The organism is Streptomyces noursei (assembly GCF_016917755.1).
Classification (GTDB): domain Bacteria; phylum Actinomycetota; class Actinomycetes; order Streptomycetales; family Streptomycetaceae; genus Streptomyces; species Streptomyces yunnanensis.
Genome location: NZ_CP070326.1, coordinates 5,969,588 through 5,996,543 on the forward strand (window position 1 = coordinate 5,969,588; position 26,956 = coordinate 5,996,543).

Consider the following 26,956-nt stretch of genomic DNA (forward strand, 5'->3'; position numbering starts at 1 on the left):
GGGACTCACCGTGAGGGGCTGGTGGGGTGCGGGGTCGGGTCGGCGGGCGAGCGGGCGGCGGGCCGCAGGGCCAGGCCCTGGGCGGGGATGCCGTGCCATGCGGTGCCGGGGACGAGGTACTCGCCCTTCATGACCAGGGAGAGCGCGTCGAGCAGGACGCCTTCGCCGACGATGCCGTCGTAGAGCACGACCGCGCGGCTGCCGACGGTGGCGCCCGCCCGGACGGTGACCTTCGACATCTTCATCACCCGGTCCTCGAACAGGTGCGTCTGCAAGCTTACGCCGGGGCCGATCGCCGCGTCGTCGCCCACGTCGACCAGGTCGAACTCGGTGAGGAAGGTGGTGCCGAGCCATGTCCGGCGGCCGATCCGGGCGCCGAACAGGCGCAGCGCCGGCGGCAGGAACGGGGTGCCGGCGAGGGCGGCGAGGCCGGCCGGGACGGCTGCCGCCTCGTAGAGGCCGGTGACGAACTCGGTGCGGCGGACGAACCAGCTCCACAGGGGCTCGACGCGCGGCCGGTAGCGGCCCACGACCAGGAGTTTGAGCAGCGCGCAGGCGGCGATGACGGTCAGGCCGGATGCCATGAGGAGGAGTGGGGCCAGGAGGAGGGGGAGGGCCGGGGAGGGGCTGTGGGCGAGGGCGGCCAGGGCGAGGAGGAAGAGGAAGGCGGCGGTGCCCAGGAGGGATGCCGGCATGGTGGCGCGGAAGTACTCGACGGCCAGACGGCGGCGGACCGCCTTGCGGGTGGGGCGGAAGGTCAGCTCCTCGGGGAAGGTGCCGCTGCTCTGGCGTTGGGGGAGGTGGATGGCGGGGGAGCCCAGCCAGAAGGTGCCGGCCGGCACCTCGTCCTGGGGCGGGACGGTGCCGACGCCGATCAGGGAGTTGGGCCCGGTCCGGGTCCCGGCCGGCAGGTAGGCGGCGTTGCCGACGAACGCGCGGCGGCCGACCTCGGTGCGGCGGCAGGCGAGATGGCCGCCGGCGAACGCGGCGCCGCCGACCCCGGCCATGTCCGCGACGAAGCTGCCCTCGCCGAGGGTGAGCAGGTCCGGGTCGAGGTGGGCGGCGGTGGAGACCTCCGCGCCGGGCCCGATCCGGGCGCCCAGCAGCCGCAGCCAGGGGACGGTGTAGAGGGTGGCGTAAAGGGAGTTGGTGAAGGTGAGGCTGAATTCCAGCAGCTTGTCGGAGAGCCACTTGCGCACGCCGAGGCCGGAGCGGACCGGGTGGACGCCGACCGGGGTGCGGCGCAGCACCAGATGCTTGGCGCCGGCGATCGCGGCGCAGACGGAGAGGACGTAGAGGGGGGCCGCCAGGGTCAGGGCGACCAGGACGGTGGGCCCGCTTCCCCAGGCCAGCCAGGTGCACCACATCAGCGCCGCGCTGGGGGCCATGACGGCCAGTGCGAGGAATTCGAGGAGGACGACGCCCAGTGCCGCGGCGGCCAGGTGCCGTGCCCGCCCGTGCTCCGTCGTGCCGCCGGCGCGCAGCATGTCCTCGATGTGCGGGGCCAGTGCGGCCACCGGGGAGGGCGGGGAGCCGGCCCAGCGGGCGCCGGGCGGCACCGCCTGGCCCTGGCCGATCACCGACTGCTCGCCGAGTCCGGCGCCGGCCGCCATGCGGGCGCCCGGTTCCAGCACCGCATGGGCTCCCACGTAGGCGCGGGGGCCGATGTCTATCGGGGCGACGGTCACCCAGCCGTCCGCGACCCGCCAGGCGCGCAGCGTGACGCCGTAGCCGACCGAGGCGTCCGCGCCGATCCGGACCAGGGACGGCAGCGGTACGACGCCGGTGGCGATGGTCGTCCGCGGCCCGATCCGGGCGCCCAGCAGCCGCAGGTAACGGCCCATCAGGGGGGAGCCGGCGAGCGTGGGGAGCGGGCTGACGGCCAGCAGGAGGGCGAGCGTCCACAGGCGGAGGTAGGTCGCGCCCCACAACGGGTAGCGGCCCGGCCGGATCCCGGCCGCCAGCGGACGGGCGAGGACCGTCGGCAGCAGCCAGCGGATGCCGAAGTAGCCGACCACTACGGCCAGTACGGGCCGCACCGGGATCGGAGCCCGGCTGGTGAACGCGCCGTCCTGCCAGCTGAAGACGGTGGCGACGGGCAGGGTGAGGGCGAAGAGCTGGAGGTAGAGCACCACGGCCTGGACCAGGCCGGCGGCGGTCACCCGGGCACCGCTGTGCCGCAGCGGACGGGGGCGGACCGGCGGCGGGCCGGCGGGGTCGCCGGCCCGGGTGGCGCCGGTGCCGTCGTCGCGCGCCGCCGCGCCGCCGCCCGCGGCCTCCGTCGCGCCGGGAGCGCCCAGTTGGGCCGCCAGGCCCCGGACCGTCGGGTGGGCGTAGACGTCGCGCAGGGTGGCGCCGGTGTCGCCGCCGATGCCGCGGCTGCGGAGCAACGAGACGACCTGGGCGGCGAGCAGCGAGTGCCCGCCGAGGTCGCCGAAGAAGTCCGCGTCGGTGGACAGCGCGTCCGGTCCCATGCCGAACACCTCGGCCCACACGTCCCGCACCCGGCTCTCCGTCTCGTCCCGCGGCGGCACCACCGGCCGGCCGCCGCTGCCCAGCCTGCGGCCGGTCGGCGCGGGCAGCCGTCTGCGGTCCACCTTGCCGCTGGGCATCGCCGGCAACCGGGGGAGGATGTCCAGAAAGGGCGGCACCATGTAGGCCGGCAGCCGGTGCCGCAGGCGCTGGTGCAGCCGGGCCACCAGCGCGTCCCCGTCCGCCGTGCCCGCCTGCCCGCCGCGATCCGGCGCCAGCACCACGTACGCGGACAACTCCCGGTTGTCGCCCTCGCCGTTCCGGTTCGGCAGCGCCACCAGCGCGGTGGCGGCCTCGGCCACCCCGGGGTCCTCCAGCAGCACGTTGTCGATCTCGCCGAGGTCCACCCGGTAGCCCCGGACCTTCACCTCGTCGTCGGCCCGCCCCAGGAACTCGATCTCCCCGTCCGCGGTGATCCGGCCGAGGTCGCCGGTGCGGTAGAGCCGGCCGCCCCGGGGTGCCAGCGGGTGCTCGACGAAGCGCTCCGCGGTCAGGTCCGGGCGTCCCACATAGCCGCGGGCGAGGCCGGGACCGCCCACGCAGATCTCGCCGACCGCCCCGTCCGGGACCCGCCGGCGCAGGTCGTCGAGGAGCACCACCGTGTACGTGGGCAGCGGCCGGCCGATGGTGACCGGCCGGCCCGGCCGGAGCTCGGCGACGGTGGCGGTGACGGTGATCTCGGTCGGCCCGTAGGTGTTCAGGATCCGCCGGCCCGGCCGGCTCCACCGCTCAACGAGCCGGGCCGGGCACGCCTCGCCGCCCACCACGATGCTGCGCACCGCCGGCAGGTCCCGGGGGATGGTGGCCAGCAGCGTCGGCACGCAGTAGAAGACCGTGACGCCGGATTCCTCCAGGAGGTCGGCGAGTTCGGTGCCCAGCCGCGCCGATCCGGTGCCGGGCGGCCCCGCGACGACGGTCCCGCCCACCGTCCACGTGGGCCAGATCTCCTCGATGGAGAAGTCGAAGGAGAGCGTCATGCCCTGGTAGACCCGGTCGTCCGGGCGCACGTCGTAGACGGCGGGGACGACGGCGAGGAAGTTGCAGATGCTGGAGTGGGCGATGGCCACGCCCTTGGGCCGGCCGCTGGAGCCCGAGGTGTACATGATGTACGCGAGCGGGTCGGTGGGGTCGTCGGCCTCCCGGCCCGGCGGCCCCGCCGGGGCGGTGCGCCGCGCCGGGGCCGGAAGCGGCCGGGTGGCCGGGGCGGCGGCCAACTCCGCCGCCCCCGCGTCGAGCGCCACCACCTGCGCCCGCAGGCCGTCCACCGTCGCCGCCAGCGCCGCCACCGTCAGCACCGCGTCCACCTCGGCGTCCGTCACGATGAAGGCGACCCGCTCCGCGGGCGCCGCCGGGTCGATCGGGACGAACGTCCCGCCCGCCTTGCCCACGGCCAGCAGCGCGGCGTACAGGTCCACCGACCGCGGCACCAGGATCGCGACCCGGGAGCCCTCGCCGATGCCCCGTGCCCGCAGGTGGTGGGCGAGCCGGTTGGCGCGGGCGTCGAGTTCGGCGTAGGTCAGCGTGTGCGGCCCGCATTCCAGCGCCGTCGCCGACGGCACGCGGTCACAGGTGGATTCGAAGAGGCGGTGCAGCCGCGCCGCGACCCGCCTGGTCGTGGTCATGACTCCATCGCATCGCCGATCATCCGTGATCGCATGTCCGGTCCCGCAACGGCCCGGCCGACCTGCTCGTCCGGTGCGGACCGCGGGCCGGGCGGGGCCCGTCAGCCGCGACACGAGCGGTCACCCGATCGTATGGCCGCGGTCACGCCGGGCCACCGCGCACGCCTCGGCGCTCCAGGCTGGGAGGCGCCCCCACCCCACCCGGGGCCCGTTCCCGACCGAGCCGGGGACCCGCCCCGGCCCACGGAAGGCCCGGCCCGTCATGCCCCTGCCGCCGCCGCACTGCCCGACGCCCGACTGCGACGACCACCTGTGGAAGGACACCACCACCACCGAGTTCCACTGGGACAACTGGCGCTGGCGTTGCCACCGTTGCGACAAGAAGTGGTACCCGACCCGCGAGCAGATCGAGGAGTACCGGCACGCGGTCGGGGCGGGCCGCCGGGATCCCCGGATGGCGGCCCGCCGTCACTAGGTCGTCACCGGCGCGGGGCAGCGGCCGTCAGGCGGGCTGCCCCGGCCACGGCACCTCGATGTCGACCGGCGCGCCGTAGTCGACGCCGGGGACCGCGAAGCCGTAGAGGCGGTGCACCTCGCCGTGGAACCAGCCCAGGTCGGCGAGTTGCGCGATGTCCTCCGTCGTGGCCGCCTGCCAGCGCTCGGCGACCGCGGCCTGGATCTCCGGGTCCAACTCCCAGGTGTCCAGGCGGATCCGGCCCTCCTCGTCCAGGTCGAGCGGGCGGACCCCGGTGAGCTGGTCCCACAGGGCGCTCAGCTGCGCGGTCGGCGGCACCATCCGCTCGTCGAGGACGCCGCGCAGCAGCCCGACGTAGAGCGCGATGCCGGGGATGGCGGTGGAGGACTGGGTGACCGCGGCGCCGTTGACGGAGGTCACCGCGCGCCCGCCGACCAGCTCGGACAGCCGCTTGTCGAGGGCGCGGGCGGTGCCCTCCAGGTGCGCCTTGGCGGCGCCGATGGTGCCCTTGCGGTAGATCGCCTCGGTCAGCGTCGAGCCGATGTAGGAGAGCGCGGCGGTGGCGAAGCCGTCGGCGAGCAGACCGCGGCCGGCCAGATGGTCGATCCAGCGCTCCCAGTCGGCGCCGCCCATGACCGCCACGGTGTGCGCGATGTCCTCCTCGGCGGCCGGCGCGGTCTCCACCTCCTTGACCTCGGGCGCGCCCTCGTCGTCGAAGACCAGGGTCTTGGTACGGGACGACGCGCCGATCGGCTGGAGGACCGAGGCGTGGACGGTGCCGGTGTCGGGGTCGGTGCGCCGCGGCGCGGCCACCGAGTAGATCAGGTAGTCCAGCTTGCCGCCGAACCGCTCCACGAGCAGGTCGGCGACCTGCTCCTTCATCGCGTCGGAGAACGCGTCCCCGTTGAGGAAGACCATGTCCCGCCCGACCTCGCGGGCCAGCTCGGCGGTCGCGGCGGTGCGGTACCAGCCGGCGGTGGCGGTGCGTCGGGCGGTGGCCGGCTTCTCGAAGCAGACGCCGATGCCGCGGATCCCGGCGCGCTTGAGACCGGCCAAGGTGGCGGCCAGCCCGTAACCGGCGGACGAGCCGATGACGAGGGCCACCGGGCCGTCGGCCGACGGCGGTGTGGCCGGGGCGGCCACGGCCTCCCACATGTCGCAGACCAGCTGTCGGCACCCCGCGGGGTGGGAGTCGAGGAAGAGGAACCCGCGGCTGCGGGGACGGTCGATGACGCGCTCGGTCACGTGAGGGTCCTTGGGACGGTTCGGACAGGACACCACTGATTGTCCCGATCTTTTCGCGGTCGCCGCCCCCGCCCCCGCCCGGCGCGGCGGACCGGCATAGTAGGGCGCGGCCCCTGCAGGGGCATGACAGTCACCACGGCGCACCAGCCGGTGCCGGCCGCCAGCCGTCCCGTGCCGCGCCCGCACGCCCGTACGCACCAGGGGGGAACCGCACCGTGCCGTCCATACCACCCGTCCCGTCCATCCCGTCCACACCATCGGCCTCGCAGGAGTGCCGCCGGCCGGCCGCGGGGGCGGGCCGGGCCCGTTCCCGTCGCCGGACCGGGCTGGCCGCCGCCGCGGCCGCCGTGCTGCTCGCCGTCACCGCGACCGCCTGCGGCCCCGACGGCAACGCCGCCTCCGGGGCGGGGAGTTCGGCCGCCGGGGAGCAGAAGGCCGGCGGCCCACGGCTGCCCGACGGGGCGCCGACCAGCCTCGACGACCTCAAGAAGTGGCAGGACGGCGGCTGGAATAACTGGGAGAAATGGGCCCATAAGGCTCAGGACTTCGCCAACCCGATCATCAAGGACCACTGGAAGGCCGACCGGATGGCGCAGGCCCAGGCCGCGCCGGACGTCGGCGTGCGGGCCTCCGAGGCGGTCGGCGGCAGCGGCGCCACCGACCCCGAACCCCGCCCGATCAACGCCGAAGAGGTGGCCCGCCCCTACCACCGCAACATGGCCCCGGTCGGGAAGATCTTCTTCGACAGCCCCAAGGGCCCGATGGTCTGCTCCGGCACCATCGTCGAGGACCCGGCGCACCCGGGGAAGTCCAACCTCGTGTGGACCGCGGGCCACTGCGTCCACTCCGGCCGGCAGGGCGGCTGGATGCGCAACATCGTCTTCGTGCCGTCGTACAACGACCACGGCGTGCCGATGAGTCAGGTCGGCACCGCCCCCACCGAGCAGGTCACCCCGTACGGCCGCTTCTGGGCCGACTGGATCACGACCTCCGGCGAGTGGATAGACATGGGCAGCTCCTCGTCCGGCAACGGCGGCTCCGCCTACGACTTCGCGGTGCTGCACGTCCGGCCGGAGAACGGCGGCGGCAAGTCCCTCCAGGAGACCGTCGGCGCCGCGGCCCAGGTGTGGTTCAACGCCCCGCACGCCGACCGCATCAGCTCCGTCAAGGCGTTCGGCTACCCGGCCGCGCCGCCCTACGACGGCGCCCGGATGATGGCCTGCCTCGACCGCCCCGGCCGCCTCACCATGCAACAGGGCACGCCCGCCATGGACCGGATCGGCTGCACCATGACCGGCGGCACGTCCGGCGGCGGCTGGTTCGTCGGCCGCGGCGGCAAGCTCACGCTGATCTCCAACACCTCGATCAGCTCCAACGCCCACACCTGGCTGGCCGGCCCGTACCTGGGCCCGGAGGCGCAACGCGTCTTCAACACGATCAGCGCGAAGTTCGCGGGGCAGTAGCGGCCGCCCGGCCACGACCGCAACGCACCGCCCCCGGCCCGCAGTTGAGCGGGTACCGGGGGCTCGTCGTGCGGCGGCCCGCCCCCGGCCCCGTCAGCCCTCGGTGGCCGTCCCGGCCGCCGCCTCGCGGCGCAGGGCGCGGACGCCCCGGAACCCGATCACGCCGATAGCCGTCCCCAGAAGAAAGGACACCACGGCGAGCAGCAGGTGGACCCAGAAGTACGCGGTCGGATCGCCGGCCGAGTCGAAGGCAAGACCGCTGGCATCCTTGATCAAATTTTTGACGAAAGTGAACCAGATGCACCAGCTCCACACCCCGAAGGCGAGCAGGAACCAGGACACGGGGCGAGAGAGCTTCATGGGTTCCAGTATGGGCGGCGGCTCCATCCGGCCGTTCGGAGGGGCACTCTTCCGTGGGGCGCGTTCTAAGAGGCGGTCGCAGACGGGTACGTTCACGGACGTGCCGACGACCAAGAGTGCCTCCGCGTCCCCCTCCGCCGTTCGTACCGTCGCCGCGTTGGCGTCCTCCGCGCTGCTGGTGTCGCCCCTGCTGGCCGGCACCGCGCACGCCGCCCCCGCGGACGGGGGGCAGCTGCCCAAGGCCCCCGTGCCGCCCGCGAAGATGTCACAGGTCGGCGGCGAGCGGCTGGGCCGGCCCGGCGTCCAGGTGCAGCTCCAGGCGGGCGCGCCCGCGCTCCCCAAGGAGCTCACCGCCCGCTCGTGGATCATCTCCGACGCCGAGTCCGGCGAGGTGCTGGCCGCGAAGAACCCGCACTGGCAGCTGGCGCCGGCCAGCACGCTGAAGATGCTGTTCGCCGACACCGTGCTGCCGAAGTTCCCCAAGACCCAGACGTACAAGGTCAAGCCGGCCGACCTGGCCGGTATGGGCACCGGCAGCAGCCTCGTGGGGATAAAGGAGAACCTCACGTACACCGTGCACGACCTGTGGCTGGGGGTCTTCCTGCGGTCCGGGAACGACGCGGTGCACACGCTCTCGGCGATGAACGGCGGCACCGAGGCCACCGTCAAGGAGATGCAGAAGCGGGCGGTGGAGCTGAACGCCACCGACACGCACGTGATCACGCCGGACGGCTACGACGCACCGGGGCAGGTGTCCAGCGCCTACGACCTGAGCCTGTTCGCCCGGGCCGGGCTCAAGAACCCGGACTTCCGGGAGTACTGCTCCACGGCGAGCGCGCAGTTCCCGGGCGACATGGGCAAGGACGGCAAGCGGGCGACCTTCGGCATCCAGAACACCAACCGACTGCTCAGCGGCGACTTCGACATCAAGCCGTACCCGGGCATCGCGGGCGTGAAGAACGGCTCCACGACCAACGCCGGGTCCACGTTCACCGGGGTCGCCCAGCACGGCGACCGCAAGCTGCTGGTCACCGTCATGAACCCGGAGAAGAAGCAGCACAACGAGGCGTACCGGGAGGCCGCCAAGCTCTTCGACTGGGGCTTCGCCGCGGACGGCAAGGTGGACCCGGTCGGCAGCCTCGTCGACCCCAAGGGCGCGGGCAACGGCGCCGGCGGCGCCAAGGACGGCGACAAGGAGACCCAGGCCGCGCTGGACTCCGCCGGCGGCTGGGGCGGACCGTGGACGGCCGCCGGCATCGGCGGCGCGGTGGTGGTCCTGCTGGGCGCGGTGGTGTTCTTCGCCCGCCGCCGGCGGGCGCTGCCGGATGGCGAGCGGGGGCGCCGGGGCGCGGGCCGGCGGAAGAAGTGACCGCGCGGGGCTGAGACCGGGGGCCGGGCCCGCCGGGTGCCGGCCGGGAGGCGGCGGCCGGCACCCGGTACCCGGCACGGTCGGCACGTCCCGCGCCGGTCACCTCCCCGCGGGCGTCACGTCCCGGTGGCCGCCGCCGGCTCCGCCCCCGCCCCCGGCGCCACCCGCTCGGTGGCCGTCCAGGACGCGCAGAAGACCAGCAGCTTCGCGGTGAAGTTGATCCACAGCAGCAGCGCGACCGGGGTGCCGAACGCGCCGTACATGCTGCGTGCGGCGACGCCCCGCAGATAGCCGCTGAGCAGCAGCTTCAGCACCTCGAAGCCGATCGCGCCGATCAGCGAGGCGACGACCAGGGCGCGCCGCGGCGGATGGGCGCCGGCGAGCTTGGTCAGGATGTAGGCCAGCATCAGGAAGTCGGCGAGTACCGCGGTGCAGAACCCGGCGACGGTGAGCAGGATGCTGACCGCGCCGCCCTGGGGCAGGCCGATCGCCTCCACCGCCCGGTCGACCGCGGCGGAGGCGAACGCCGAGGAGCCCAGGGAGACCAGTGCCACCCCGCCGAGGCCGAGCAGCAGCACGCCGTCGCGGACCTTGCCGAACAGGAAGTTGACGTCCTCGGCGGGCGCCTCCCACACGGCCCGCAGGCAGTCGCGCAGGGACTGCACCCAGCCGATGCCGGTGAACAGCAGCACGGCACCGGCGATCAGGCCGACCGTGCCGGCGTTCTGCACCAGTGCGGCGAGGTCGAGCTGAGCGGCGATGCCGGGGATCTGCTCGGAGAGCTTGTCCTCCAGCTTGTGCAGCTGGTCCTTGCCGATCGTGGCGGCGACGATCGCGGCCCCGACGGTCAGCAGGGGGAACAGCGCGATGAAGCTGGTGAAGGTGATGGCCGCGGCCAGCCGGGTCCAGTGGACCCGCTGTATCCGTTCGTAGGCGCGCCACAGGTGGGTGGTGAGCACCCGGCGGACGACCGGGACGAGCAGCGGGCCGACGATCGGCAGCCGGGAGACCCGGTCCAGCATCCCGCCCTCGGCGCCGGGGCGCTTCCCCGTGGGGTCCTTCTCGGTGGGGTCCTTCTCCGCGGCGTCGTTGTCCGTGGAGTGCTTGTCCGTGGGGTCGTCGTCCGCGGGCGTGCCCTCGTCTTCGCCGTTCCCCCGCATGCCCCGTCCGCCCGTCATCCCCGTACCGCCCTCCCGCGCCGACCGCTCCGGAACACTAGCCTCCGGCTACCCCGGAGTGCGGCTGCCACCCGGTGCGCCGGGCAGGTGTGCGCGGCGGGCCCGACGCGGCGACGCCTCAGGAGGACGACGCGGCGGGCGGCCGGGACAGCTCGGCGGACTCCGCGGCCTGCCGGGGCAGTGTCACCGACCCGCTGCCGGACCCGAACGGGTACTCCCGCTCCAGTCGCCAGACCTCGTCGCCGCCCTTTTCGTAGAGCGCGAAGCCGCCGATCGTCCAGGCGGCCGAGTAGTCCGCGAGCTCCGTCTGGGCGCGGTCCATCGCGGCCTCGTCGATGGCGTGCGCGACCGTCACATGCGGGTGGTACGGGAACTGGAGCTCACGGGCGCACGGCCCGGACGCGGCGCGGACCCGCTCCTGGAGGACGGCGCAGCCGTGGGCGCCCTCGACGACCTTGACGAAGACCACCGGCGAGAGCGGGCGGAAGGTGCCGGTGCCCTCCAGCCGCAGCGGGAAGGGGCGGCAGACGGCGGCGACCGTGGCGAGGTGCCGCTCGATGCCGGGCAGTGCGTCGGCGTCCACCTCGGTCGGTGGGAGGAGGGTGATGTGCGTGGGGATGCCGCGGGCGGCCGGGTCGCCGAAGCCCTCGCGCTTCCGTTGGAGGAAGCTGCCGTGCGGCTCCGGGACCGCGAGCGAAACGCCGAGCGTTACGGTCCCCACTGCGTTCTCCCTCCTGACGTGTGCATGCGCGCCGCGTGGGCGCGCACCCTTCCCAGTGTGCCGGGGACGGACCCGAAGGCGCGTCCCGGGCCGTCCCCGGACGGTCAGCCCTTGGCCGGCAGGAACCCGATCCGGTCGTAGGTGGCGGCCAGCGTCTCGGCCGCCACCGCGCGGGCCTTCTCGGCGCCCTTGGCCAGGATCGTGTCCAGCGTCTCCGGGTCGTCGAGGTATTCCTGCGTACGGGTCCGGAACGGTGTGACGAAGTCGACCATCGTCTCGGCCAGGTCCGTCTTCAGCGCGCCGTACATCTTGCCCTCGTAGGAGCGCTCCAGCGAGGGGATGTCCTCGCCGGTGAGGGTGGACAGGATGGTGAGGAGGTTGCTGACGCCGGGCTTGGCCTCCCGGTCGAAGCGGATCACCGTGTCGGTGTCCGTCACGGCGCTCTTGATCTTCTTCGCGGTGACCTTGGGGTCGTCGAGGAGGTCGATGATGCCCTTCGGCGAGGACGCCGACTTGCTCATCTTGATCGACGGGTCCTGAAGATCGAAGATCTTCGCCGTCTCCTTGACGATGTACGGGTTCGGGACCGTGAAGGTGTCGCCGAAGCGGGTGTTGAAGCGGTCCGCGAGGTCGCGGGTGAGCTCCAGGTGCTGGCGCTGGTCCTCGCCGACCGGGACCTGGTCGGCCTGGTACAGCAGGATGTCGGCGACCATCAGGACGGGGTAGGTGAACAGGCCGACCGTCGTCCGGTCCGTGCCCTGCTTCGCCGACTTGTCCTTGAACTGCGTCATCCGGGACGCCTCACCGAAGCCGGTGACGCAGTTCATCACCCAGGCGAGCTGGGCGTGCTCGGGGACGTGGCTCTGCACGAAGAGCGTGCAGCGCTCCGGGTCGAGACCGGCGGCCAGCAGCTGGGCCGCGGCGATCCGGGTGTTGCGGCGGAGCTCGGCGGGGTCCTGCGGAACGGTGATCGCGTGCAGGTCGACCACCATGTAGAAGGCGTCGTGGGACTCCTGGAGCGCCACCCACTGGCGCACCGCGCCGAGGTAGTTGCCGAGGTGGAAGGAGCCGGCGGTGGGCTGGATTCCGGAAAGCACACGAGGCGGACGCGGCATGGCGGAGCCATTCCCCTTGGGGTGGTGGTGGGTGGCGGACGGGCGATCGAGAGCCATGGCAAGCATTGTCTCAGGTCCGCCGGGGGCCCGGGCGTGGAGGCCCGCAGGGGGTGGCCGAACACATCCCGTAGGGGATGCAGGCGCCCCCTGCGGGGCCACAACGTGGGGGTGGCGAGGGGTATTCCCGGTGCCCCCGGTGCCCCCGGTGCCCCCGGTGCCCCCGATGCCCCCGGTGCTCCCGGGTGCTCCGGGGGTCAGGCGCCCAGGGGCAGGCCCGGCGCCGGGTGGGCGGCCATGAGGTCCGCCACCTCCTTGCGGATCGTCGCCAGCGCCTCCTCGTCGGCGCTGCCCGCGGCCCGCACGCCGCGGTCGATCCACTCCGCGACCTTGGGCATGTCCGCCGTCCCCAGCCCGCGCGAGGTCAGCGACGGGGTGCCGATCCGGATCCCGGACGGGTCGAACGGCTTGCGCGGGTCGAACGGCACGGTGTTGTAGTTCACCACGATCCCGGCCCGGTCCAGAGCCTTGGCGGCGACCTTGCCGGGCACCTCCTTCGACGTCAGGTCGATCAGCACCAGGTGGTTGTCGGTGCCGCCGGAGACCAGGTCGAAGCCGCGCGCCAGCAGCGCCTCGGCGAGCGCCTTGGCGTTGGCGACGACGGCGTGCGCGTACTCCCGGAAGGACGGCGCGGACGCCTCGCGCAGCGCCACCGCGATGGCGGCCGTGGTGTGGTTGTGCGGCCCGCCCTGCAGGCCGGGGAAGACCGCCTTGTCGATCGCCTTGGCGTGGGTGGCGCGGGACATCAGCATCGCGCCGCGCGGGCCGCGCAGCGTCTTGTGGGTGGTGGTCGCCACGACGTCGGCGTGCGGCACGGGGGAGGGGTGCGCGCCACCCGCCACCAGACCGGCGATGTGCGCGATGTCCGCGACGAGCACCGCGTCGACCTCCCGCGCGATCGCGCCGAAGGCGGCGAAGTCGATGGTCCGCGGGACGGCCGTGCCGCCACAGAAGATGATCTTCGGGCGCTCCTTCAGGGCCAGGTCGCGCACCTGGTCGAAGTCGATCCGCCCGGTGTCGGCCCGTACGCCGTACTGCACCCCGTTGAACCACGTCCCGGTCGCCGAGACGCCCCAGCCGTGCGTGAGGTGCCCGCCCATCGGCAGCGACATGCCCAGCACCGTGTCGCCGGGGGAGGCGAAGGCGAGGTACACGGCGAGGTTCGCGGGCGAGCCGGAGTACGGCTGGACGTTGGCGTGCTCGACGCCGAAGAGGGCCTTGGCGCGCTCGACGGCCAGCGTCTCCACGAGGTCGATGTTCTGCTGGCCCTCGTAGTAGCGGCGGCCCGGGTAGCCCTCGCTGTACTTGTTCTGCAGGACCGTTCCGGTGGCCTCCAGCACGGCCGCGGAGACGTAGTTCTCACTGGGGATCAGCCGCAGGGTGTCGGCCTGGAGCTGCTCCTCGGCGTCGACCAGCGCGGCGAGTTCGGGGTCGGCGGCGTGCAGGGCGGGATGGGTGGCGGGATGGGCCGTCATGGCGTCCTCCGGGGCGATCGATCGGTGGTCGGTCGTGGTCCCGGGGTACCCAGGCGGGCGGCACCTCGTAGGCGTGTGGCCGCGCACCGCTCCCTCGGGGTCCGTTCCCCGTACGCCAGTCGCGGCTGCGCACCGGAAGTCTAGGGCCTGTCCGCGAAGTCCCGCCTGTCGTCCGGCGCGCCCCGCCGCACCGGGCGGAGGGCCGGCCGGGGGACCGGCGCATGGCCTGCGGACGCCCGCCCCCGGGCCCGACAATGGAAGGGACGGGGAGGCCGCAGGAGCAACGAGAGGCCGGAGCGCACGACGGCGGGGGCCGGCCCTCGCCGATACGGTCGGGCCCGCCGGTCCGGCCCACCGGACGGAGTCAGCCGTGACATCCACGGAAGCGTTCATCGCCGCCGCCGAAGCCCACAGCGCGCACAACTACCAGCCGCTCCCCGTCGTCGTGGCCACCGCCGAGGGCGCCTGGATGACCGACGTCACCGGCCGCCGCTACCTGGACCTGCTCGCCGGGTACTCCGCGCTCAACTTCGGCCACCGCAACCGCCGCCTGCTGGACGCCGCGCGCGCCCAGCTGGAGCGGGTCACGCTCACCTCCCGCGCCTTCCACCACGACCGTTTCGCCGACTTCTGCACCCAGCTCGCCGACCTGTGCGGGATGGAACTCGTCCTGCCGATGAACACCGGCACGGAGGCGGTGGAGACCGCCGTCAAGACGGCCCGCAAGTGGGGCTACAAGGTCAAGGGCGTCCCCGACGGCCGGGCCCGGATCGTCGTCGCGGAGAACAACTTCCACGGCCGGTCCACCACCGTCGTCTCCTTCTCCACCGACCCCCAGGCCCGCGCCGACTTCGGCCCGTACACCCCCGGCTTCACCGTCGTCCCCTACGGCGACCTGGCCGCCCTGGACGCGGCCGTCGACGCGGACACCGTCGCCGTGCTGCTGGAGCCGATCCAGGGCGAGGCCGGCGTCGTGGTGCCGCCGCGCGGCTACCTGGCCGGCGTGCGCGAGCTGACCCGGGCCCGGAACGTGCTCTTCGTCGCCGACGAGATCCAGTCCGGGCTCGGCCGCACCGGGACCACCTTCGCCTGCGAACACGAGGGCGTGGTGCCCGACGTGTACGTACTGGGCAAGGCGCTGGGCGGCGGGGTGGTGCCGGTGTCCGCGGTGGTCTCGTCCCGCGAGGTGCTGGGGGTCTTCCGGCCCGGCGAGCACGGCTCGACGTTCGGCGGCAACCCGCTGGCCTGCGCGGTCGGCCTGGAGGTGATCGCGCTGCTGCGCACCGGCGAGTACCAGCGGCGGGCCGCCGAACTCGGCGACCACCTGCACCGCGCGCTGGCGCCGCTGGTGGGCGGCGGCGCGGTGGACGCGGTCCGTGGCCGCGGCCTGTGGGCCGGCGTCGACGTCAACCCCTCCCGCGGGGACGGCCGGGCCGTGGCCGAACGGCTGCTGGCCCGCGGCGTCCTGGTCAAGGAGACCCACGACGCGACGATCCGGATCGCCCCGCCGCTGGTCATCAGCGAGGAGGACCTCGACTGGGGCCTGGCCCGACTCCGCGAGGTGCTGGGCGTCTAGGACGTGCCACATGCGGCGTGCGGGTGGAGCGTGCGCGCCGGGCCCGGCCGGGTTGCCCCCTGCCCCCGTGGCCCGGTGGCGCCGTACAGTCGGGCCATGTTGCTCGGGATGATCTGTGCACTGGCGTCCGCCGTGTGCTTCGGTACCGCTTCCGTGTTCCAGGCCGTGGCGGCCCGGGACACCCCGACCGGCACCGGGTCCGGCGTTGACGCCCGGCTGCTGCTGCGGGTGCTGACGCAGTGGCGGTATCTGCTCGGACTGGCGCTGGACGGGCTGGGGTTCCTGCTGGAGCTGGTGGCGCTGCGGACGCTGCCGATCTACACGGTCGGCGCGGCGCTGGCGGCGACCCTGGCGGTGACCGCGGTGGTCGCCGCGCCGGTCCTGGGCGTCCGCCTCCGGCGTGCGGAGTGGGGCGCGGTCGCGGTGGTCTGCGGCGGCCTGGCCCTGCTGGCGCTGTCGTCCGGCGCCGAGGGGCACCGCGCCGGCACCCCCGCGCTGCGGATCGGGGCGCTGGTCTGCGCGCTCGCCCTGCTGGCCGGCGGCGCCCTGGCCGGCCGTCTCCCGGACCGGGCCCGCGCCGCCGCGCTCGGCCTCGGCGCGGGCTTCGGCTTCGGTGTCGTCGAGGTGGCGGTGCGGCTCATCGACGGCTTCGGGCCGGCCGACCTGCTCACCAATCCCGCCAGCTACGCGCTGCTGATCGGCGGGGCCGCCGCCTTCCTGCTGCTGACCGCCGCCCTGCAGCGCGGCGCGGTCACCACCGCCACCGCCGGCATGGTGATCGGCGAGACGCTCGGCCCGGCCGTGGTCGGCGTCGCCTGGCTCGGCGACCGCACCCGCGAGGGACTGGCCCCGCTGGCCGTCGCCGGTTTCGCGCTGGCCGTCGCGGGGGCGCTGGCCCTGGCCCGGTTCGGCGAGGCACCGGCCGCGCACCCCGGCGAGCCGGCGGCCGAACCCGGTCCCGCCCCGTTGGCCGCGGAACGCCCCTGAGCGGGCCCGGTCAGTCGCCCGGCGGCAGCGCCCGCAGCAGGGCGTCCAGGATGGTCGCGAAGGAGTGCTCCGGCGGGCGGCCGTAGGGGATGACCAGCGCGTCCCGGGCCACCGCGGGGCCCGCCGGGTCGGTGAACTGCGCCAGTCCCTGCACCGCCAGCCCCTGCCACAGCGCGGCCCGGGTGATGGACTGCTCGGTCCCGGCCGGGAGTTCCAGCACCGCGTGCAGCCCGGCGGCGATCCCCGAGACGTGCACGTGCGGGGCGTGCTCGGCCAGCGCGGCCACCAGCTGGTCGCGCCGCCGCCGGTAGCGCAGCCGCATCCCGCGGACATGCCGGTCGTACGCCCCCGAGGACATGAACTCGGCCAGGGTGAGCTGGTCCAGCGACCCGGACTGCCACTCGCCGGTCGCCTTGATCTCCAGCACCCGGTCGATCAGCCGGTCCGGAACCACCATCCAGGCCAGCCGCAGCGCCGGGGCCAGACTCTTGCTCGCGGTGCCCAGATAGACGACGTGGTCGGGGTCGAGCCCCTGGAGGGCGCCGATCGGCTGCCGGTCGTAGCGGAACTCGCCGTCGTAGTCGTCCTCCAGGACGTAACCGCCTCTGGAACGGGCCCAGTTGACCGCGGCGGCCCGCCGGTCCGGGTGCAGCGGAACGCCGGTGGGGAACTGGTGCGCGGGGGTGAGCAGGGCCGCCCGCAGGTGGTCCAGGTCGGCCAGCCGGCCGGTGTCCGCGCCGTGGGCGTCGACCGGGAGCGGGACGGTGCCGAGCCCGGCGCGGGTGATGACGTCGCGGTGGAAGGGCAGTCCGTAGGACTCGGTGGCGACCCGGCCGGGCGTGCCGCCGCGCGGCTTCAGCGCCCGGCACAGCAGCCCCAACCCCTGCATGAACCCCGCGCAGATCACGATCCGGTCCGGATCGGTGCGGACGCCGCGGACCCGGGCGAGGTAGTCGGCGAGCACCGCGCGCAGCTCGGGGCGGCCGGCCGCGGTGCCGTATCCGAACGCCTCGTTGGGCGCGGCGGTCAGCGCCCGGCGGGCCGCCGCCAGCCAGGCGGTCCGGGGGAAGGCCGAGACGTCCGGGGTGCCGGGGGTGAGGTCGAAGCGCGGCCCGGCGGCGGTCGGGGACGGCGGGCCCGGGGTGCGCCGGGGCGCCCCGCCGCCGGCCCGCGGCAGCACGCGCTCGGCGACCTCGGTGCCGGAGCCCTGGCGGGCGCACAGCCAGCCCTCGGCGACCAGTTCCGCGTAGGCGTCGGCGACGGTGTTGCGGGCGATGCCGAGGTCGGTGGCGAGGGAACGGGAGGACGGCAGCCGGGTGCCGGGGGCCAGCCGCCCGGATCGCACTGCCTCGCGCAGCGCGCTCATCAGGGAGGCCCGCACCCCGCCCGGCCCGTCGAGGTCCAGATGCAGGTCCAGCCCGAGATCCCGACCGAAAGTGGCCCGCGATTTCTCCATGGAAGTGGACCATACTCCTGTGCCACTCACCCCGTAGCGTCAAGGTCATGACGAACCCGACGACACCTTCCGCAGCCCAGCAGGCCCCCGCCGGGGCGGGCCACCACCACGGCCCCCGGATGCGCTGGGCCAAGCTTGCCCCCGAGGTCTACAAGGCCATGATCGCGCTGGACGCGGCGGCCAAGAAGGGCCTCGACGGGACCCTGATCGAGCTGGTCAACATCCGCGCCTCGCAGCTCAACAGGTGCGCCTTCTGCCTCCACATGCACACCGCCGACGCCCGCAAGGCCGGCGAGACCGAGGAGCGGATCGCCCTCCTGGCCGCCTGGGAGGAGGCCGCCGGCTTCTACACCGACCGGGAGCGCGCCGCCCTGGCCCTCACCGAGGCGATCACCGTGCTGACCGAAGGATTCGTACCGGACGCGGTCTACGAGCAGGCCGCCGCCGTCTTCGAGGAGGCCGAACTGGCCCAGCTGATCGCCCAGATCACCACCATCAACGCCTGGAACCGCTTCGGCGTGACCACCCGCCTCGTCCCGGGGCAGGTGTGAACGCGATGAGCCACCGCATGAAGTACTGGAGCCGGGTCCCCGCCTTCTTCCAGGCCCAGCTCAAGCTCACCCAGGCCGCCAAGAAGGGGCTGGGCGACGACGTCCTGGCGGAGCTGGTCGTGCTCCGCGCCTCCCAGCTGAACAGGTGCGCGTTCTGCATCGACATGCACGTCACCAACCTCCGCGAGGCCGGCGTCGAGCAGCGGCGGATCGACCTGCTGCCGGCCTGGGAGGAGGCCGGCGACCTCTACTCCGAGCGGGAGCGGGCGGCCCTGGCCTTCACCGAGGCGGTCACCGTGCTCACTGAAGGATTCGTCCCGGACGCCGTCTACGAGCGGGCCGCCGCGCAGTTCGACGAGACCGAACTCGCCCACCTGCTCGCCGTGATCGTCGCCATCAACAACTGGAACCGGGTCAACGTCACGGTCCGCCAGCCGCCCGGGGCGGAGCTGTGACCGCCGCCGCCCGCGCGGCGACCCTGCGCGCCCTGCACCACGACCGCCGGCCGGGCGACCCTCTGATCCTCCCCAACGTCTGGGACGCCGCCAGCGCCCGGGTCTTCGCCGACGCCGGCTTCCCGGCGCTGGCCACCCCGAGCGCGGGCATCGCCGCGTCCCTGGGGTACGCGGACGGCGAGACCCCGGCCGACGAGATGTTCGCGGCGATCGCCCGGATCGTCCGGGCCGTGGACGTCCCGGTGACGGCGGACGTGGAGGCCGGGTACGGGCTGTCCGCCAGGGAGTTGGCCGGCCGGCTCGCCGAGGCCGGCGCGGTCGGCTGCAACCTGGAGGACTCCGACCACGCCACCGGCGCCCTCCGCGACCCGCAGGAGCAGGCCGACTGGCTGGCCGAGGTGCGGGCCGAGGCGGGCGAGGCGCTGGTCGTCAACGCCCGGATCGACACCTTCCTGCGCGGCGGGACGGACCTCGACGCGGCGCTGGAGCGGGCCCACCGCTACGCCGCCGCCGGCGCGGACTGCCTCTACCCGATCCTCGCCCCGCCGGAGCTGCTGCCCGAACTGGCCGCGGCGGCGCCCCTCCCGCTCAACGCCCTGGCCAGGGCCGGCGGCCCCGCCCCGCGCGAACTGGGCGCCCTCGGCGCGACCCGGATCACCTTCGGCGGCGGCCTGCACCACGCGGCGATGACCACCCTGGCGGCGGAGGCGGTACGGCTGCGGGACGGGGCGGACAGCTGACTGATCGCCAGTCGCGGTGATCGACGCACGGGGCACGCGGGACGAGCGGGGTGTACAGGGCGAGCGGGGTGTACGGGACGAGCGGGGCGTACGGGGGCGCCCGCGACCGGCCCGGCCGCCCCGTTTCGCGGGTGGCGGATGCCAAGATGGGCCATGCTCTCCGTCGCCGTCGCCCCCTGGCAGCGCCCCCCGGTGATCCTGCGGAACGCGGACGTCCCGCACTACGCGGCCAGCACGATGAAGGTCGCCGTGCTCGCCGCCGTCCACCGCAGCGGACTCGACCCCGACCGGGAGGTCCCCGTCGTCAACCGCTTCGCCTCGGCGGCCGACGGCAGCTACACCCACTCCCGGGCCGGCGACAGCGATCCGGAGCCCTGGGAGCTGCTGGGTCGCACCGCGCCGCTCGGCTGGCTCGCCGGCCGGATGGTCAGCCACTCCTCCAACCTGGCCACCAGCCTCTGCCTGACCGCGGTGGGGCATGCCGCGGTGGCCGAGGTGTGGCGGCGGGCCGGGGCGTCGGCCGCCTCCCGGAGCCCGCGCGGCGTCGAGGACGCCCCGGCCCGCGCCGCCGGCCTCGACAACCGCGTCACCGCCCACGACCTGATCCGGCTGCTGACGTCGCTCGAACCGGAGGTGCTGGCCCGGTTGGAGCACAACGCCCACCGGGTCGACCTGGCCGCGGGCCTGCCACCCGGCACCCGTCTGGCCAGCAAGAACGGCTGGTTCCCCGGGGTGCGGCACGGCGTCGGGCTGGTCCACCCGCCCGACGCCCCGCCCTACGCCCTCGCCATCTGCTACACCGGCCCGCTCGCCAACGGCCAGGACGTCGACGACCCTGCGGCCCGCCTGCTGGCCCGCCTCTCGTCCCGCGTCTGGAACTGTCGGCACCGCCTCGCTCCCGCTCCCTGATACGGAATTGGCTGACGCTTCGTCAGATTTCTTTTCCTTTCGCCGAATTGGCTGTTCAGAGCCGTCCGATCCGCGCTACGACCCGCCCCGGCGCGGGTATCAGGAGAACGGGCATACAGGGAGCCCGAATGGCTTGATAGCTTGGTGGTGAAAGCCCGCGGGGGAACGGGGAGAAGCGGTACATGGCCGAGCAGTTCAGGGTTGACCTGGAGGAACTGGACGTCGTCGTGCGGCAGCTGCGTCACCTGCAGCGCGATATGGACGATCCCCACCAGACGGTCAAATACGGCACGGCGATCCCGAAGTCGGCGTTCGGCGGCGATTTCATCGAGGCCGGAAGGCTCGCCGCCGCGCACGACGGCATGCAGACATACATGGCGGACGTGCTCGGCGCGCTCCAGGACCTCATCCGCACCTTCGGCGAGAAGACCGAGGCCAGCCGTGGCGCCTACGAGGACCAGGAGCACGAGACCCGGCCCCCCGAGCACCACTGACCCACCCCCGTCCGGTACCGGGCGGACATGACGACGGCGAGTTCGAGGGAGGGGGACCGGTATGACGGAGACCGGGCAGGCGCGCGACGGCGCCGCGGAGATGGCGCGCCGGCGGACCGAGCACGAGCGGGCGGAGCGGCTGAAGTCGCTCCGCGGACACCGGCTGACCCCGCGGTCCCCCTCCGACTTCCAGAAGTACGGCCTGCCCGCGCTCCGGGCGATGATCGCGCACGCCAGCGCCGGGACGATCGAGACCTCCGGCCGGCACTGGCGGCCCTCCGCCGACCGGCTGGGCGGCGACGACGGACACGGCGGGATCCGCAAGGCGTTCCAGGACGCCGTGGAGCACGCCTCGGCGCACTGGGAGGGCTCGGCGGCCCAGGCGTTCCGCCGGGAGGCCGCCAAGGTGCTGGCGAAGATCGACCTGAGCTACCAGCACGCCCGCAACGTCGAGTCCACCCTGATCGGCACCCGCTCCTCGGGCCCGGAGGTCGGCGTCGCGCACAACCTCCGCGAGGCCCAGAAGGCCCTGGCCAAGCTCCAGCTCGCCGGCGCCGCGGCCGAGCCGATGGAGGCGGCCGGCGACGAGAGCCAGTTCAAGCGGGACATGGCCAACCCCAAGCTCGACACCCGGATGGCGCTGGAGCTCAACCGCGGCAGCCTTCCCCCGAGCAAGCAGTGCCAGATCGAGGCCGTCATCGTGATGGACGAACTGGCCGCCCACTACGAGGCGCAGGGGGAGCGGCTTCGGGAGGGCACCGGACAGGGCGTCGAGGGCGACTGGCCGGTCGCCCCGTCCGGCAGCCCGGCCCCGCCGCCGGTGAACGCCGAGGTGACCGGCGGCCCCGCCCCGCACCACCCGCCGACGGCACAGCGGCCCAACGGCGCGGGCGGCGGCGCGGTACCGGCCGGCTTCGACAGCCCCCGGGCCGACCGGCCGGTGACCACCGGACTGGAGAGCATCGGCGGCGGCACCCTCACCGCACCGCCGGCCGCCGGCCACGCCGTCGGCGCGGGCACGCCGCCCGGCGGCCAGAGCGGCCCCGCGCCCGCCGGCGGCGGCCTGCCGAACAACGCGGCCATGTCGGGCGTCATCGGGGTGACGGGCGGCGGGCTGCCCACCGGTGGGACGCGCGGCTCCGGCGGGGCCCGCCGGAGCGCCAGCGGCACGGCGGGCAGCCCCGACGCGGTCGCCGCCCGCGCCGCCACGCCGCCCCGCACCCCCGGCGCCCCGACCGCCCGGCCCGAGGGCCCGACCGGCCCGGCCGGCGGCAGCAAGCAGGGCGGCGCCGGACTCCACCGCAGCCGCGGCGGACGCCGGGCCACCGCGGCCGACCCGGCGTCCACCGAGGGCAAGGGCGGCCGGGGCAAGGGGGAGCAGTCCGACAAGGGCGGCCGGCGCCGCCCGGGAGGACCGCGGTCCCGCCACCTCGACGAGGACGAGACCACCGGGACCCCGCCGCGGGAGATCCCGCCGCCGGTGATCGAGTGACGACCGGCGGGGACGGCGCACCGGAAAATCGGACGACGCGCCCCATACCCCGCTGTTAGCGTCCGGAATCATGGATCCGGTTGGTGAGAAACAGATACGCGCGTCCTTCGTGAACTGCTCCAAGGGCGAGGCGAGCAGGCTCAACCTCCCCGTGGGGCTGGCCGAACTCCCGTGGGAGGACCTCGACTTCCTCGGGTGGCGCGACCGGGGAGCGCCGGACCGCAGCTACCTGGTCGCCCCGCGGGCCGACGGCCTGATGGGCGTGACCCTGCGGGTGCCGCAGGGCGTACGGCGCAGCTTCACCAAGACGACGGTCTGCTCGATCTGCCTGACCGGGCACCCGGGCTCAGGCGTCAGCCTGCTCGCCGCCCGCCGCGCCGGGGCCGCGGGCCGGCAGGGCAACACCGTCGGCACCTATCTGTGCGCCGACCTCGCCTGCTCCCTCTACGTCCGCGGCCGCAAGAAGTCCCAGCTCGCCGGGCGGCACGAGGAGACCCTCCCGCTGGTGGACCGGATCGCGCGCACCGTGGGGAATCTGGACGCCTTCCTCGACAAGGTGCTGGCCGGCGAGCCGGCGTGAGGGCGCGGCGGGCCCGGAGGTGGACCCGCCGCCGTCCGCTCGCGCGGCCCGCGGCCGGTCACAGGCCCCGCGCGGCCAGGAAGTCCCCGATCAACGCCAGCCACTCCGCGTTCCGCTCGACCATCGGCAGATGCCCGGTGGCGATCTCGACGTACTCCGCGCCCGGGATGTGGTCGGCCAGGTAGCGGGAGTTGGCCGGGTCCAGCAGTGCGTCCCGGGTGGTGGCGATGACCAGGGTCGGGACCGTGATGCCCGGCAGGTCGGCGGTGGTGTCCAGGACCTTGACCAGGGCCGCCTGCTCGGCCGAACCGGCCGGCGGCAGCGTCGGGTCCGGGTCCAGCACGGCGGCCAGCTCGGCCGGCGGCAGCGTGTTGAGGTGTTCCGGCGCCACCCCGCTGAGCGCCCGCGCCTGGGCGAAGCCCTGGTAGTCGCCGCGCTCCAGGAGCCGCAGCCACAGGTCCAGCCAGACCTGGGCGCGGGTGTCCGCCTTGGCCAGCCCGGCGGTCAGGACCACCCCCCGCACCCGCTCCGGATGGCGGGCCGCGGCCCGCACGGACACCGCGGTGCCCATCGAGAAGCCGATCACGGTGAAGGTCTCCAGTCCGGCCGCGACCGCCTCGGCGACCACCGCGTCGGCCAGTGCGTCCAGCTCCAACGGGCCGGCGGCGCGCGGGGTTTCCCCCGAACCGGGGTAGTCCGGTGCCACCACCCGGTGGCCGGTGGCGGTCAGGGCCGGGATCAGCGTGCCGTAGTTGTCCCGGACGCTGCCGGTCGCGCCGTGCGCCAGCAGGATGCCGGGGCCGTCGGCCGGGCCGGCGACGGTGGTGGAGAGCCGAGGAAGGGAAACGGACGGGGTCTGCGCTACGGGAATCTGCGTCATGCCCAAGAGGTTGCCCTTTGACACCGGTGTCAAGGTCAAGCCGACACCGGGAAGAAGCGGGGGAGAGGGGCGTCACATGGCGGACGGCACGGGGACGGATCCGCGGCCGACGGGCCCGATGCGGATCGGCGAACTGGCCCGTCGCGCCGGCGTCAGCACCCGGGTCCTGCGCTACTACGAGCAGCGCGGCCTGCTCTGCGCCGGACGCGACGCGAACGGCTACCGCACCTACGACCCGGACGCCGTCGAGGCCGTCGCCCGCATCCGCGAACTGCTCGCCACGGGTCTGAACACCGACTCCATCCGCGACCTGCTGCCCTGCGCCCAGGGCGGGCCGGGCCTGATGTCGTGCAGCTTCTCGTGCGGCGTGGTGGAGCAGCAGATGGCCCGACTCGACGCCGAAATCGCCGAGTTGCAGCGGCGCCGGGCGGCCCTGGGGACCTATGCCCAGGTCATGCGGGAACGACGCGCCCAGGACGAGGCACTGGCCGCGATGGCCCTGCGGTCGGACTGACCGGCGCCGGGCGCGAGAACGACGAAGGCCCCGCCTCCGTAGGAGGAGGCGGGGCCCATGCCCACCGGTACGGCAACCCTCAATTGAGGCACCCGTACGGCGAGCAACCAACTCCGCGAGAGCGGCGCCGGCTTAGGCGCAAAGAGGCGGGCGCTCAGAACCGCCGGGTGATCAGGGCCCGCTTGACCTCCTGGATCGCCTTGGTGACCTCGATACCGCGCGGGCAGGCGTCCGTGCAGTTGAAGGTCGTCCGGCAGCGCCAGACGCCGTCCTTGTCGTTGAGGATCTCCAGCCGCTGCTCGCCGCCCTCGTCACGCGAGTCGAAGATGAAGCGGTGCGCGTTGACGATCGCCGCCGGGCCGAAGTACTGGCCGTCGTTCCAGAACACGGGGCACGAGCTGGTGCAGGCCGCGCACAGGATGCACTTGGTGGTGTCGTCGAAGCGCTCGCGGTCCTCGGAGGACTGCAGGCGCTCGCGGGTCGGCTCGTTGCCGGTGGTGATCAGGAACGGCATCACGTCCCGGTACGCCTGGAAGAAGGGCTCCATGTCGACGACAAGGTCCTTCAGCACCGTCAGGCCCTTGATGGCCTCGACGGTGATCGGCTTCTCGGGGTTGATGTCCTTGATCAGCGTCTTGCAGGCCAGCCGGTTGCGACCGTTGATCCGCATGGCGTCCGAACCGCAGATGCCGTGGGCGCAGGAGCGGCGGAAGGTCAGCGAACCGTCCTGGTCCCACTTGATCTTGTGGAGGGCGTCCAGGACGCGCTCCTTGGGGTCGATCTCCAGCTGGAAGTCCTGCCAGCTGGCCTCCTCGGAGACCTCCGGGTTGAACCGGCGGATCCGGAAGGTGACGCTGATCAGGTGCGCGGCGTCGTTCTCGGCCGCGTCCAGGGCCGCGGAGTGCTTGTCGATGGTCGGGGTGCTCATCAGTACTTACGCTCCATCGGCTGGTAGCGGGTCTGCACGACCGGCTTGTAGTCGAGCCGGATCGACTCGGAGCCGTCGGCGCCCACCTCGCGGTACGCCATGGTGTGCCGCATGAAGTTGACGTCGTCGCGGTTGGGGTAGTCCTCGCGGTAGTGACCGCCGCGGGACTCCTTGCGGGCCAGCGCGGACACCGCCATGACCTCGGCCAGGTCGAGCAGGTTGCCCAGCTCGATGGCCTCCAGCAGGTCGGTGTTGAAGCGCTTGCCCTTGTCCTGGATCGCCACGTTCTGGTAGCGCTCACGCAGCTCGGCGATCTTCTCGACCGCGGTCTTGATCGTCTGCTCGGTGCGGAACACCATCACGTTGGCGTCCATGCACTCCTGGAGCTCCTTGCGGAGCTCCGCGACCCGCTCGCCACCGGTGGAGTTGCGCAGCCGCTCGACCTGCTCGGCGACCAGCGACGCCGGGTCCTCGGGCAGCTCGACGAAGTCGGCGGTGGCCGAGTACTCCGCGGCCGCGATGCCGGCCCGGCGGCCGAAGACGTTGATGTCCAGCAGCGAGTTGGTGCCCAGGCGGTTGGCGCCGTGCACGGAGACGCAGGCGACCTCGCCGGCGGCGAACAGGCCCGGCACGACGGTGGTGTTGTCCGCCAGGACCTCACCCTCGACGTTGGTCGGGATGCCGCCCATGGCGTAGTGCGCGGTCGGCTGGATCGGGATCGGGTCCGTGTAGGGCTCGATGCCGAGGTAGGTCCGCGCGAACTCGGTGATGTCCGGCAGCTTGGCGTCCAGCTGCTCCGGCGGCAGGTGGGTCAGGTCCAGGTAGACGTGGTCGCCCTCGGGACCGCAGCCGCGGCCCTCGCGGATCTCCGTGTAGATGGAGCGGGAGACGACGTCACGGGACGCGAGGTCCTTCATGACCGGCGCGTACTTCTCCATGAAGCGCTCGCCGTCCTTGTTGCGGAGGATGCCGCCCTCACCACGGGCGCCCTCCGTCAGCAGGATGCCCATCCGCCAGATGCCGGTCGGGTGGAACTGGAAGAACTCCATGTCCTCCAGCGGCAGCCCGCGGCGGTAGCACGCGGCCTGGCCGTCACCGGTCAGGGTGTGGGCGTTCGACGTCACCTTGAAGAACTTGCCGGTGCCGCCGGAGGCGTAGATGACCGACTTCGCCTGGAAGACGTGGATCTCGCCGGTGGCCAGCTCGTAGGCGACCACACCGGCCGACTTCTTGACGCCGTCGACCTCGGTGATCAGCTGGTCCAGGACGTAGAACTCGTTGAAGAACTCCACACCCTCCTTGACGCAGTTCTGGTACAGCGTCTGGAGGATCATGTGGCCGGTGCGGTCCGCGGCGTAGCAGGACCGGCGGACCGGGGCCTCGCCGTGGTTGCGGGAGTGACCGCCGAACCGGCGCTGGTCGATCCGACCCTCCGGCGTGCGGTTGAAGGGCAGGCCCATCTTCTCCAGGTCGAGGACCGAGTCGATGGCCTCCTTCGCCAGGATCTCGGCGGCGTCCTGGTCGACCAGGTAGTCACCGCCCTTGACCGTGTCGAAGGTGTGCCACTCCCAGTTGTCCTCCTCGACGTTGGCGAGGGCCGCGGCCATGCCGCCCTGGGCGGCACCGGTGTGGGAGCGGGTCGGGTAGAGCTTGGTCAGCACGGCGGTGCGGCTGCGCTTCGTCGCCTCGATGGCGGCGCGCATGCCGGCGCCGCCGGCGCCGACGATGACGGTGTCGTACTTGTGGATCTGCATGGGTGGATACCTCAGTCCCTCAGCCCGG

24 protein-coding genes and 1 riboswitch are annotated in these 26,956 nt (G+C 73.8%); of the genes, 13 read left to right on the forward strand and 11 right to left on the reverse strand.

Annotation, left to right across the window (positions count from 1 at the left end; genetic code table 11):
* Positions 1 to 5: 5 nt before the first annotated feature.
* Positions 6 to 4,154, reverse strand: a complete 4,149-nt coding sequence (locus JNO44_RS26415; RefSeq protein ID WP_205366368.1) for a Pls/PosA family non-ribosomal peptide synthetase — start codon at positions 4,152 to 4,154, stop codon at positions 6 to 8.
* Positions 4,155 to 4,416: 262 nt separating this feature from the next.
* Between JNO44_RS26415 and JNO44_RS26420 the strand changes: the two genes are divergently transcribed.
* Positions 4,417 to 4,629 (forward strand): hypothetical protein, encoded by a 213-nt coding sequence (locus JNO44_RS26420; protein ID WP_205366369.1) that lies wholly within the window; start codon positions 4,417 to 4,419, stop codon positions 4,627 to 4,629.
* A 27-nt stretch (positions 4,630 to 4,656) separates the two neighbouring features.
* Here the strand turns inward: JNO44_RS26420 and fabV are convergent, their stop codons facing one another.
* The gene (fabV, locus tag JNO44_RS26425) at positions 4,657 to 5,874 is read right to left on the reverse strand and encodes an enoyl-[acyl-carrier-protein] reductase FabV (RefSeq protein ID WP_205366370.1); all 1,218 of its coding nucleotides are present in this window, start codon (positions 5,872 to 5,874) and stop codon (positions 4,657 to 4,659) included.
* 215 nt (positions 5,875 to 6,089) lie between these two features.
* Between fabV and JNO44_RS26430 the strand changes: the two genes are divergently transcribed.
* Complete coding sequence (locus JNO44_RS26430) at positions 6,090 to 7,337, forward strand: trypsin-like serine peptidase (RefSeq protein WP_240167673.1); 1,248 nt, start codon at positions 6,090 to 6,092, stop codon at positions 7,335 to 7,337.
* A 93-nt stretch (positions 7,338 to 7,430) separates the two neighbouring features.
* Here the strand turns inward: JNO44_RS26430 and JNO44_RS26435 are convergent, their stop codons facing one another.
* The gene (locus JNO44_RS26435; protein WP_205366371.1) at positions 7,431 to 7,697 is read right to left on the reverse strand and encodes an SCO4848 family membrane protein; all 267 of its coding nucleotides are present in this window, start codon (positions 7,695 to 7,697) and stop codon (positions 7,431 to 7,433) included.
* A gap of 100 nt (positions 7,698 to 7,797) precedes the next feature.
* Here JNO44_RS26435 and JNO44_RS26440 point away from each other — a divergent pair, with 100 nt between their 5' ends.
* Positions 7,798 to 9,066, forward strand: a complete 1,269-nt coding sequence (locus tag JNO44_RS26440; protein ID WP_328285864.1) for a D-alanyl-D-alanine carboxypeptidase family protein — start codon at positions 7,798 to 7,800, stop codon at positions 9,064 to 9,066.
* Between the two features lie 116 nt (positions 9,067 to 9,182).
* Here the strand turns inward: JNO44_RS26440 and JNO44_RS26445 are convergent, their stop codons facing one another.
* The 4 genes from JNO44_RS26445 to JNO44_RS26460 form a co-directional block, all read right to left on the reverse strand.
* A complete protein-coding gene (locus JNO44_RS26445; RefSeq protein ID WP_205370570.1) occupies positions 9,183 to 10,085 on the reverse strand; it encodes a YihY/virulence factor BrkB family protein in 903 nt (300 codons plus the stop codon).
* Between the two features lie 277 nt (positions 10,086 to 10,362).
* Positions 10,363 to 10,965: a 2'-5' RNA ligase family protein gene (locus JNO44_RS26450; RefSeq protein ID WP_205366373.1), complete on the reverse strand. Its 603-nt coding sequence runs from the start codon at positions 10,963 to 10,965 to the stop codon at positions 10,363 to 10,365.
* 104 nt (positions 10,966 to 11,069) lie between these two features.
* Entirely contained in the window at positions 11,070 to 12,080 is a 1,011-nt protein-coding gene (trpS, locus tag JNO44_RS26455) for a tryptophan--tRNA ligase (protein ID WP_078875777.1), read from the reverse strand.
* Between the two features lie 254 nt (positions 12,081 to 12,334).
* Positions 12,335 to 13,612 (reverse strand): serine hydroxymethyltransferase, encoded by a 1,278-nt coding sequence (locus tag JNO44_RS26460; protein ID WP_039633482.1) that lies wholly within the window; start codon positions 13,610 to 13,612, stop codon positions 12,335 to 12,337.
* A 40-nt stretch (positions 13,613 to 13,652) separates the two neighbouring features.
* Positions 13,653 to 13,745, reverse strand: a riboswitch (ZMP/ZTP riboswitch).
* A gap of 237 nt (positions 13,746 to 13,982) precedes the next feature.
* Between JNO44_RS26460 and rocD the strand changes: the two genes are divergently transcribed.
* Together rocD and JNO44_RS26470 are read left to right on the forward strand one after the other, a co-directional pair.
* Complete coding sequence (rocD, locus tag JNO44_RS26465) at positions 13,983 to 15,188, forward strand: ornithine--oxo-acid transaminase (protein ID WP_205366374.1); 1,206 nt, start codon at positions 13,983 to 13,985, stop codon at positions 15,186 to 15,188.
* Positions 15,189 to 15,284: 96 nt separating this feature from the next.
* On the forward strand, positions 15,285 to 16,175 hold the full coding sequence (locus JNO44_RS26470; protein ID WP_240167674.1) for a hypothetical protein: 891 nt from the start codon (positions 15,285 to 15,287) through the stop codon (positions 16,173 to 16,175).
* Positions 16,176 to 16,185: 10 nt separating this feature from the next.
* Here JNO44_RS26470 and pdxR read toward each other — a convergent pair whose 3' ends face one another.
* Positions 16,186 to 17,631, reverse strand: a complete 1,446-nt coding sequence (gene pdxR, locus JNO44_RS26475; protein ID WP_205366375.1) for a MocR-like pyridoxine biosynthesis transcription factor PdxR — start codon at positions 17,629 to 17,631, stop codon at positions 16,186 to 16,188.
* A gap of 47 nt (positions 17,632 to 17,678) precedes the next feature.
* Between pdxR and JNO44_RS26480 the strand changes: the two genes are divergently transcribed.
* From JNO44_RS26480 to JNO44_RS26510, 7 genes are all read left to right on the forward strand, one after another.
* Positions 17,679 to 18,182, forward strand: a complete 504-nt coding sequence (locus JNO44_RS26480) for a carboxymuconolactone decarboxylase family protein (protein WP_073445886.1) — start codon at positions 17,679 to 17,681, stop codon at positions 18,180 to 18,182.
* A gap of 5 nt (positions 18,183 to 18,187) precedes the next feature.
* A complete protein-coding gene (locus JNO44_RS26485) occupies positions 18,188 to 18,637 on the forward strand; it encodes a carboxymuconolactone decarboxylase family protein (RefSeq protein ID WP_205366376.1) in 450 nt (149 codons plus the stop codon).
* Positions 18,634 to 19,377 (forward strand): isocitrate lyase/PEP mutase family protein, encoded by a 744-nt coding sequence (locus JNO44_RS26490; protein ID WP_205366377.1) that lies wholly within the window; start codon positions 18,634 to 18,636, stop codon positions 19,375 to 19,377. Before JNO44_RS26485 ends, JNO44_RS26490 begins: the two co-directional genes overlap by 4 nt.
* Positions 19,378 to 19,530: 153 nt before the next feature.
* The gene (locus JNO44_RS26495) at positions 19,531 to 20,286 is read left to right on the forward strand and encodes a serine hydrolase (RefSeq protein ID WP_205366378.1); all 756 of its coding nucleotides are present in this window, start codon (positions 19,531 to 19,533) and stop codon (positions 20,284 to 20,286) included.
* 182 nt (positions 20,287 to 20,468) lie between these two features.
* Complete coding sequence (locus JNO44_RS26500) at positions 20,469 to 20,780, forward strand: hypothetical protein (RefSeq protein ID WP_205366379.1); 312 nt, start codon at positions 20,469 to 20,471, stop codon at positions 20,778 to 20,780.
* Between the two features lie 61 nt (positions 20,781 to 20,841).
* Positions 20,842 to 22,272 (forward strand): hypothetical protein, encoded by a 1,431-nt coding sequence (locus tag JNO44_RS26505; RefSeq protein ID WP_205366380.1) that lies wholly within the window; start codon positions 20,842 to 20,844, stop codon positions 22,270 to 22,272.
* Positions 22,273 to 22,342: 70 nt separating this feature from the next.
* Complete coding sequence (locus tag JNO44_RS26510) at positions 22,343 to 22,852, forward strand: FBP domain-containing protein (RefSeq protein ID WP_205366381.1); 510 nt, start codon at positions 22,343 to 22,345, stop codon at positions 22,850 to 22,852.
* 58 nt (positions 22,853 to 22,910) lie between these two features.
* On the opposite strand, the gene JNO44_RS26515 is transcribed toward JNO44_RS26510, so the two are convergent.
* Positions 22,911 to 23,732: an alpha/beta fold hydrolase gene (locus tag JNO44_RS26515; protein ID WP_205366382.1), complete on the reverse strand. Its 822-nt coding sequence runs from the start codon at positions 23,730 to 23,732 to the stop codon at positions 22,911 to 22,913.
* A 76-nt stretch (positions 23,733 to 23,808) separates the two neighbouring features.
* Between JNO44_RS26515 and JNO44_RS26520 the strand changes: the two genes are divergently transcribed.
* Positions 23,809 to 24,246: a MerR family transcriptional regulator gene (locus JNO44_RS26520; RefSeq protein WP_205366383.1), complete on the forward strand. Its 438-nt coding sequence runs from the start codon at positions 23,809 to 23,811 to the stop codon at positions 24,244 to 24,246.
* A 154-nt stretch (positions 24,247 to 24,400) separates the two neighbouring features.
* Here JNO44_RS26520 and JNO44_RS26525 read toward each other — a convergent pair whose 3' ends face one another.
* A complete protein-coding gene (locus JNO44_RS26525; RefSeq protein WP_205366384.1) occupies positions 24,401 to 25,174 on the reverse strand; it encodes a succinate dehydrogenase iron-sulfur subunit in 774 nt (257 codons plus the stop codon).
* The gene (gene sdhA, locus JNO44_RS26530; RefSeq protein WP_205366385.1) at positions 25,174 to 26,928 is read right to left on the reverse strand and encodes a succinate dehydrogenase flavoprotein subunit; all 1,755 of its coding nucleotides are present in this window, start codon (positions 26,926 to 26,928) and stop codon (positions 25,174 to 25,176) included. The genes JNO44_RS26525 and sdhA overlap by 1 nt, the downstream gene beginning before the upstream one ends.
* Positions 26,929 to 26,956 lie beyond the last annotated feature (28 nt).

What these genes read in the sequence shown, in the direction of transcription:
- JNO44_RS26415 (WP_205366368.1), bottom strand. Translation starts at nt 4,154, where the DNA reads ATGACCACGACCAGGCGGGTCGCGGCGCGGCTGCACCGCCTCTTCGAA.
- JNO44_RS26470 (WP_240167674.1), top strand. Translation starts at nt 15,285, where the DNA reads ATGTTGCTCGGGATGATCTGTGCACTGGCGTCCGCCGTGTGCTTCGGT.
- JNO44_RS26525 (WP_205366384.1), bottom strand. Translation starts at nt 25,174, where the DNA reads ATGAGCACCCCGACCATCGACAAGCACTCCGCGGCCCTGGACGCGGCC.
- JNO44_RS26480 (WP_073445886.1), top strand. Translation starts at nt 17,679, where the DNA reads ATGACGAACCCGACGACACCTTCCGCAGCCCAGCAGGCCCCCGCCGGG.
- JNO44_RS26495 (WP_205366378.1), top strand. Translation starts at nt 19,531, where the DNA reads ATGCTCTCCGTCGCCGTCGCCCCCTGGCAGCGCCCCCCGGTGATCCTG.
- JNO44_RS26485 (WP_205366376.1), top strand. Translation starts at nt 18,188, where the DNA reads ATGAGCCACCGCATGAAGTACTGGAGCCGGGTCCCCGCCTTCTTCCAG.
- sdhA (WP_205366385.1), bottom strand. Translation starts at nt 26,928, where the DNA reads ATGCAGATCCACAAGTACGACACCGTCATCGTCGGCGCCGGCGGCGCC.
- JNO44_RS26460 (WP_039633482.1), bottom strand. Translation starts at nt 13,612, where the DNA reads ATGACGGCCCATCCCGCCACCCATCCCGCCCTGCACGCCGCCGACCCC.
- JNO44_RS26435 (WP_205366371.1), bottom strand. Translation starts at nt 7,697, where the DNA reads ATGAAGCTCTCTCGCCCCGTGTCCTGGTTCCTGCTCGCCTTCGGGGTG.
- JNO44_RS26510 (WP_205366381.1), top strand. Translation starts at nt 22,343, where the DNA reads ATGGATCCGGTTGGTGAGAAACAGATACGCGCGTCCTTCGTGAACTGC.
- JNO44_RS26505 (WP_205366380.1), top strand. Translation starts at nt 20,842, where the DNA reads ATGACGGAGACCGGGCAGGCGCGCGACGGCGCCGCGGAGATGGCGCGC.
- JNO44_RS26515 (WP_205366382.1), bottom strand. Translation starts at nt 23,732, where the DNA reads ATGACGCAGATTCCCGTAGCGCAGACCCCGTCCGTTTCCCTTCCTCGG.
- JNO44_RS26500 (WP_205366379.1), top strand. Translation starts at nt 20,469, where the DNA reads ATGGCCGAGCAGTTCAGGGTTGACCTGGAGGAACTGGACGTCGTCGTG.
- JNO44_RS26520 (WP_205366383.1), top strand. Translation starts at nt 23,809, where the DNA reads ATGGCGGACGGCACGGGGACGGATCCGCGGCCGACGGGCCCGATGCGG.
- pdxR (WP_205366375.1), bottom strand. Translation starts at nt 17,631, where the DNA reads ATGGAGAAATCGCGGGCCACTTTCGGTCGGGATCTCGGGCTGGACCTG.
- JNO44_RS26420 (WP_205366369.1), top strand. Translation starts at nt 4,417, where the DNA reads ATGCCCCTGCCGCCGCCGCACTGCCCGACGCCCGACTGCGACGACCAC.
- trpS (WP_078875777.1), bottom strand. Translation starts at nt 12,080, where the DNA reads ATGCCGCGTCCGCCTCGTGTGCTTTCCGGAATCCAGCCCACCGCCGGC.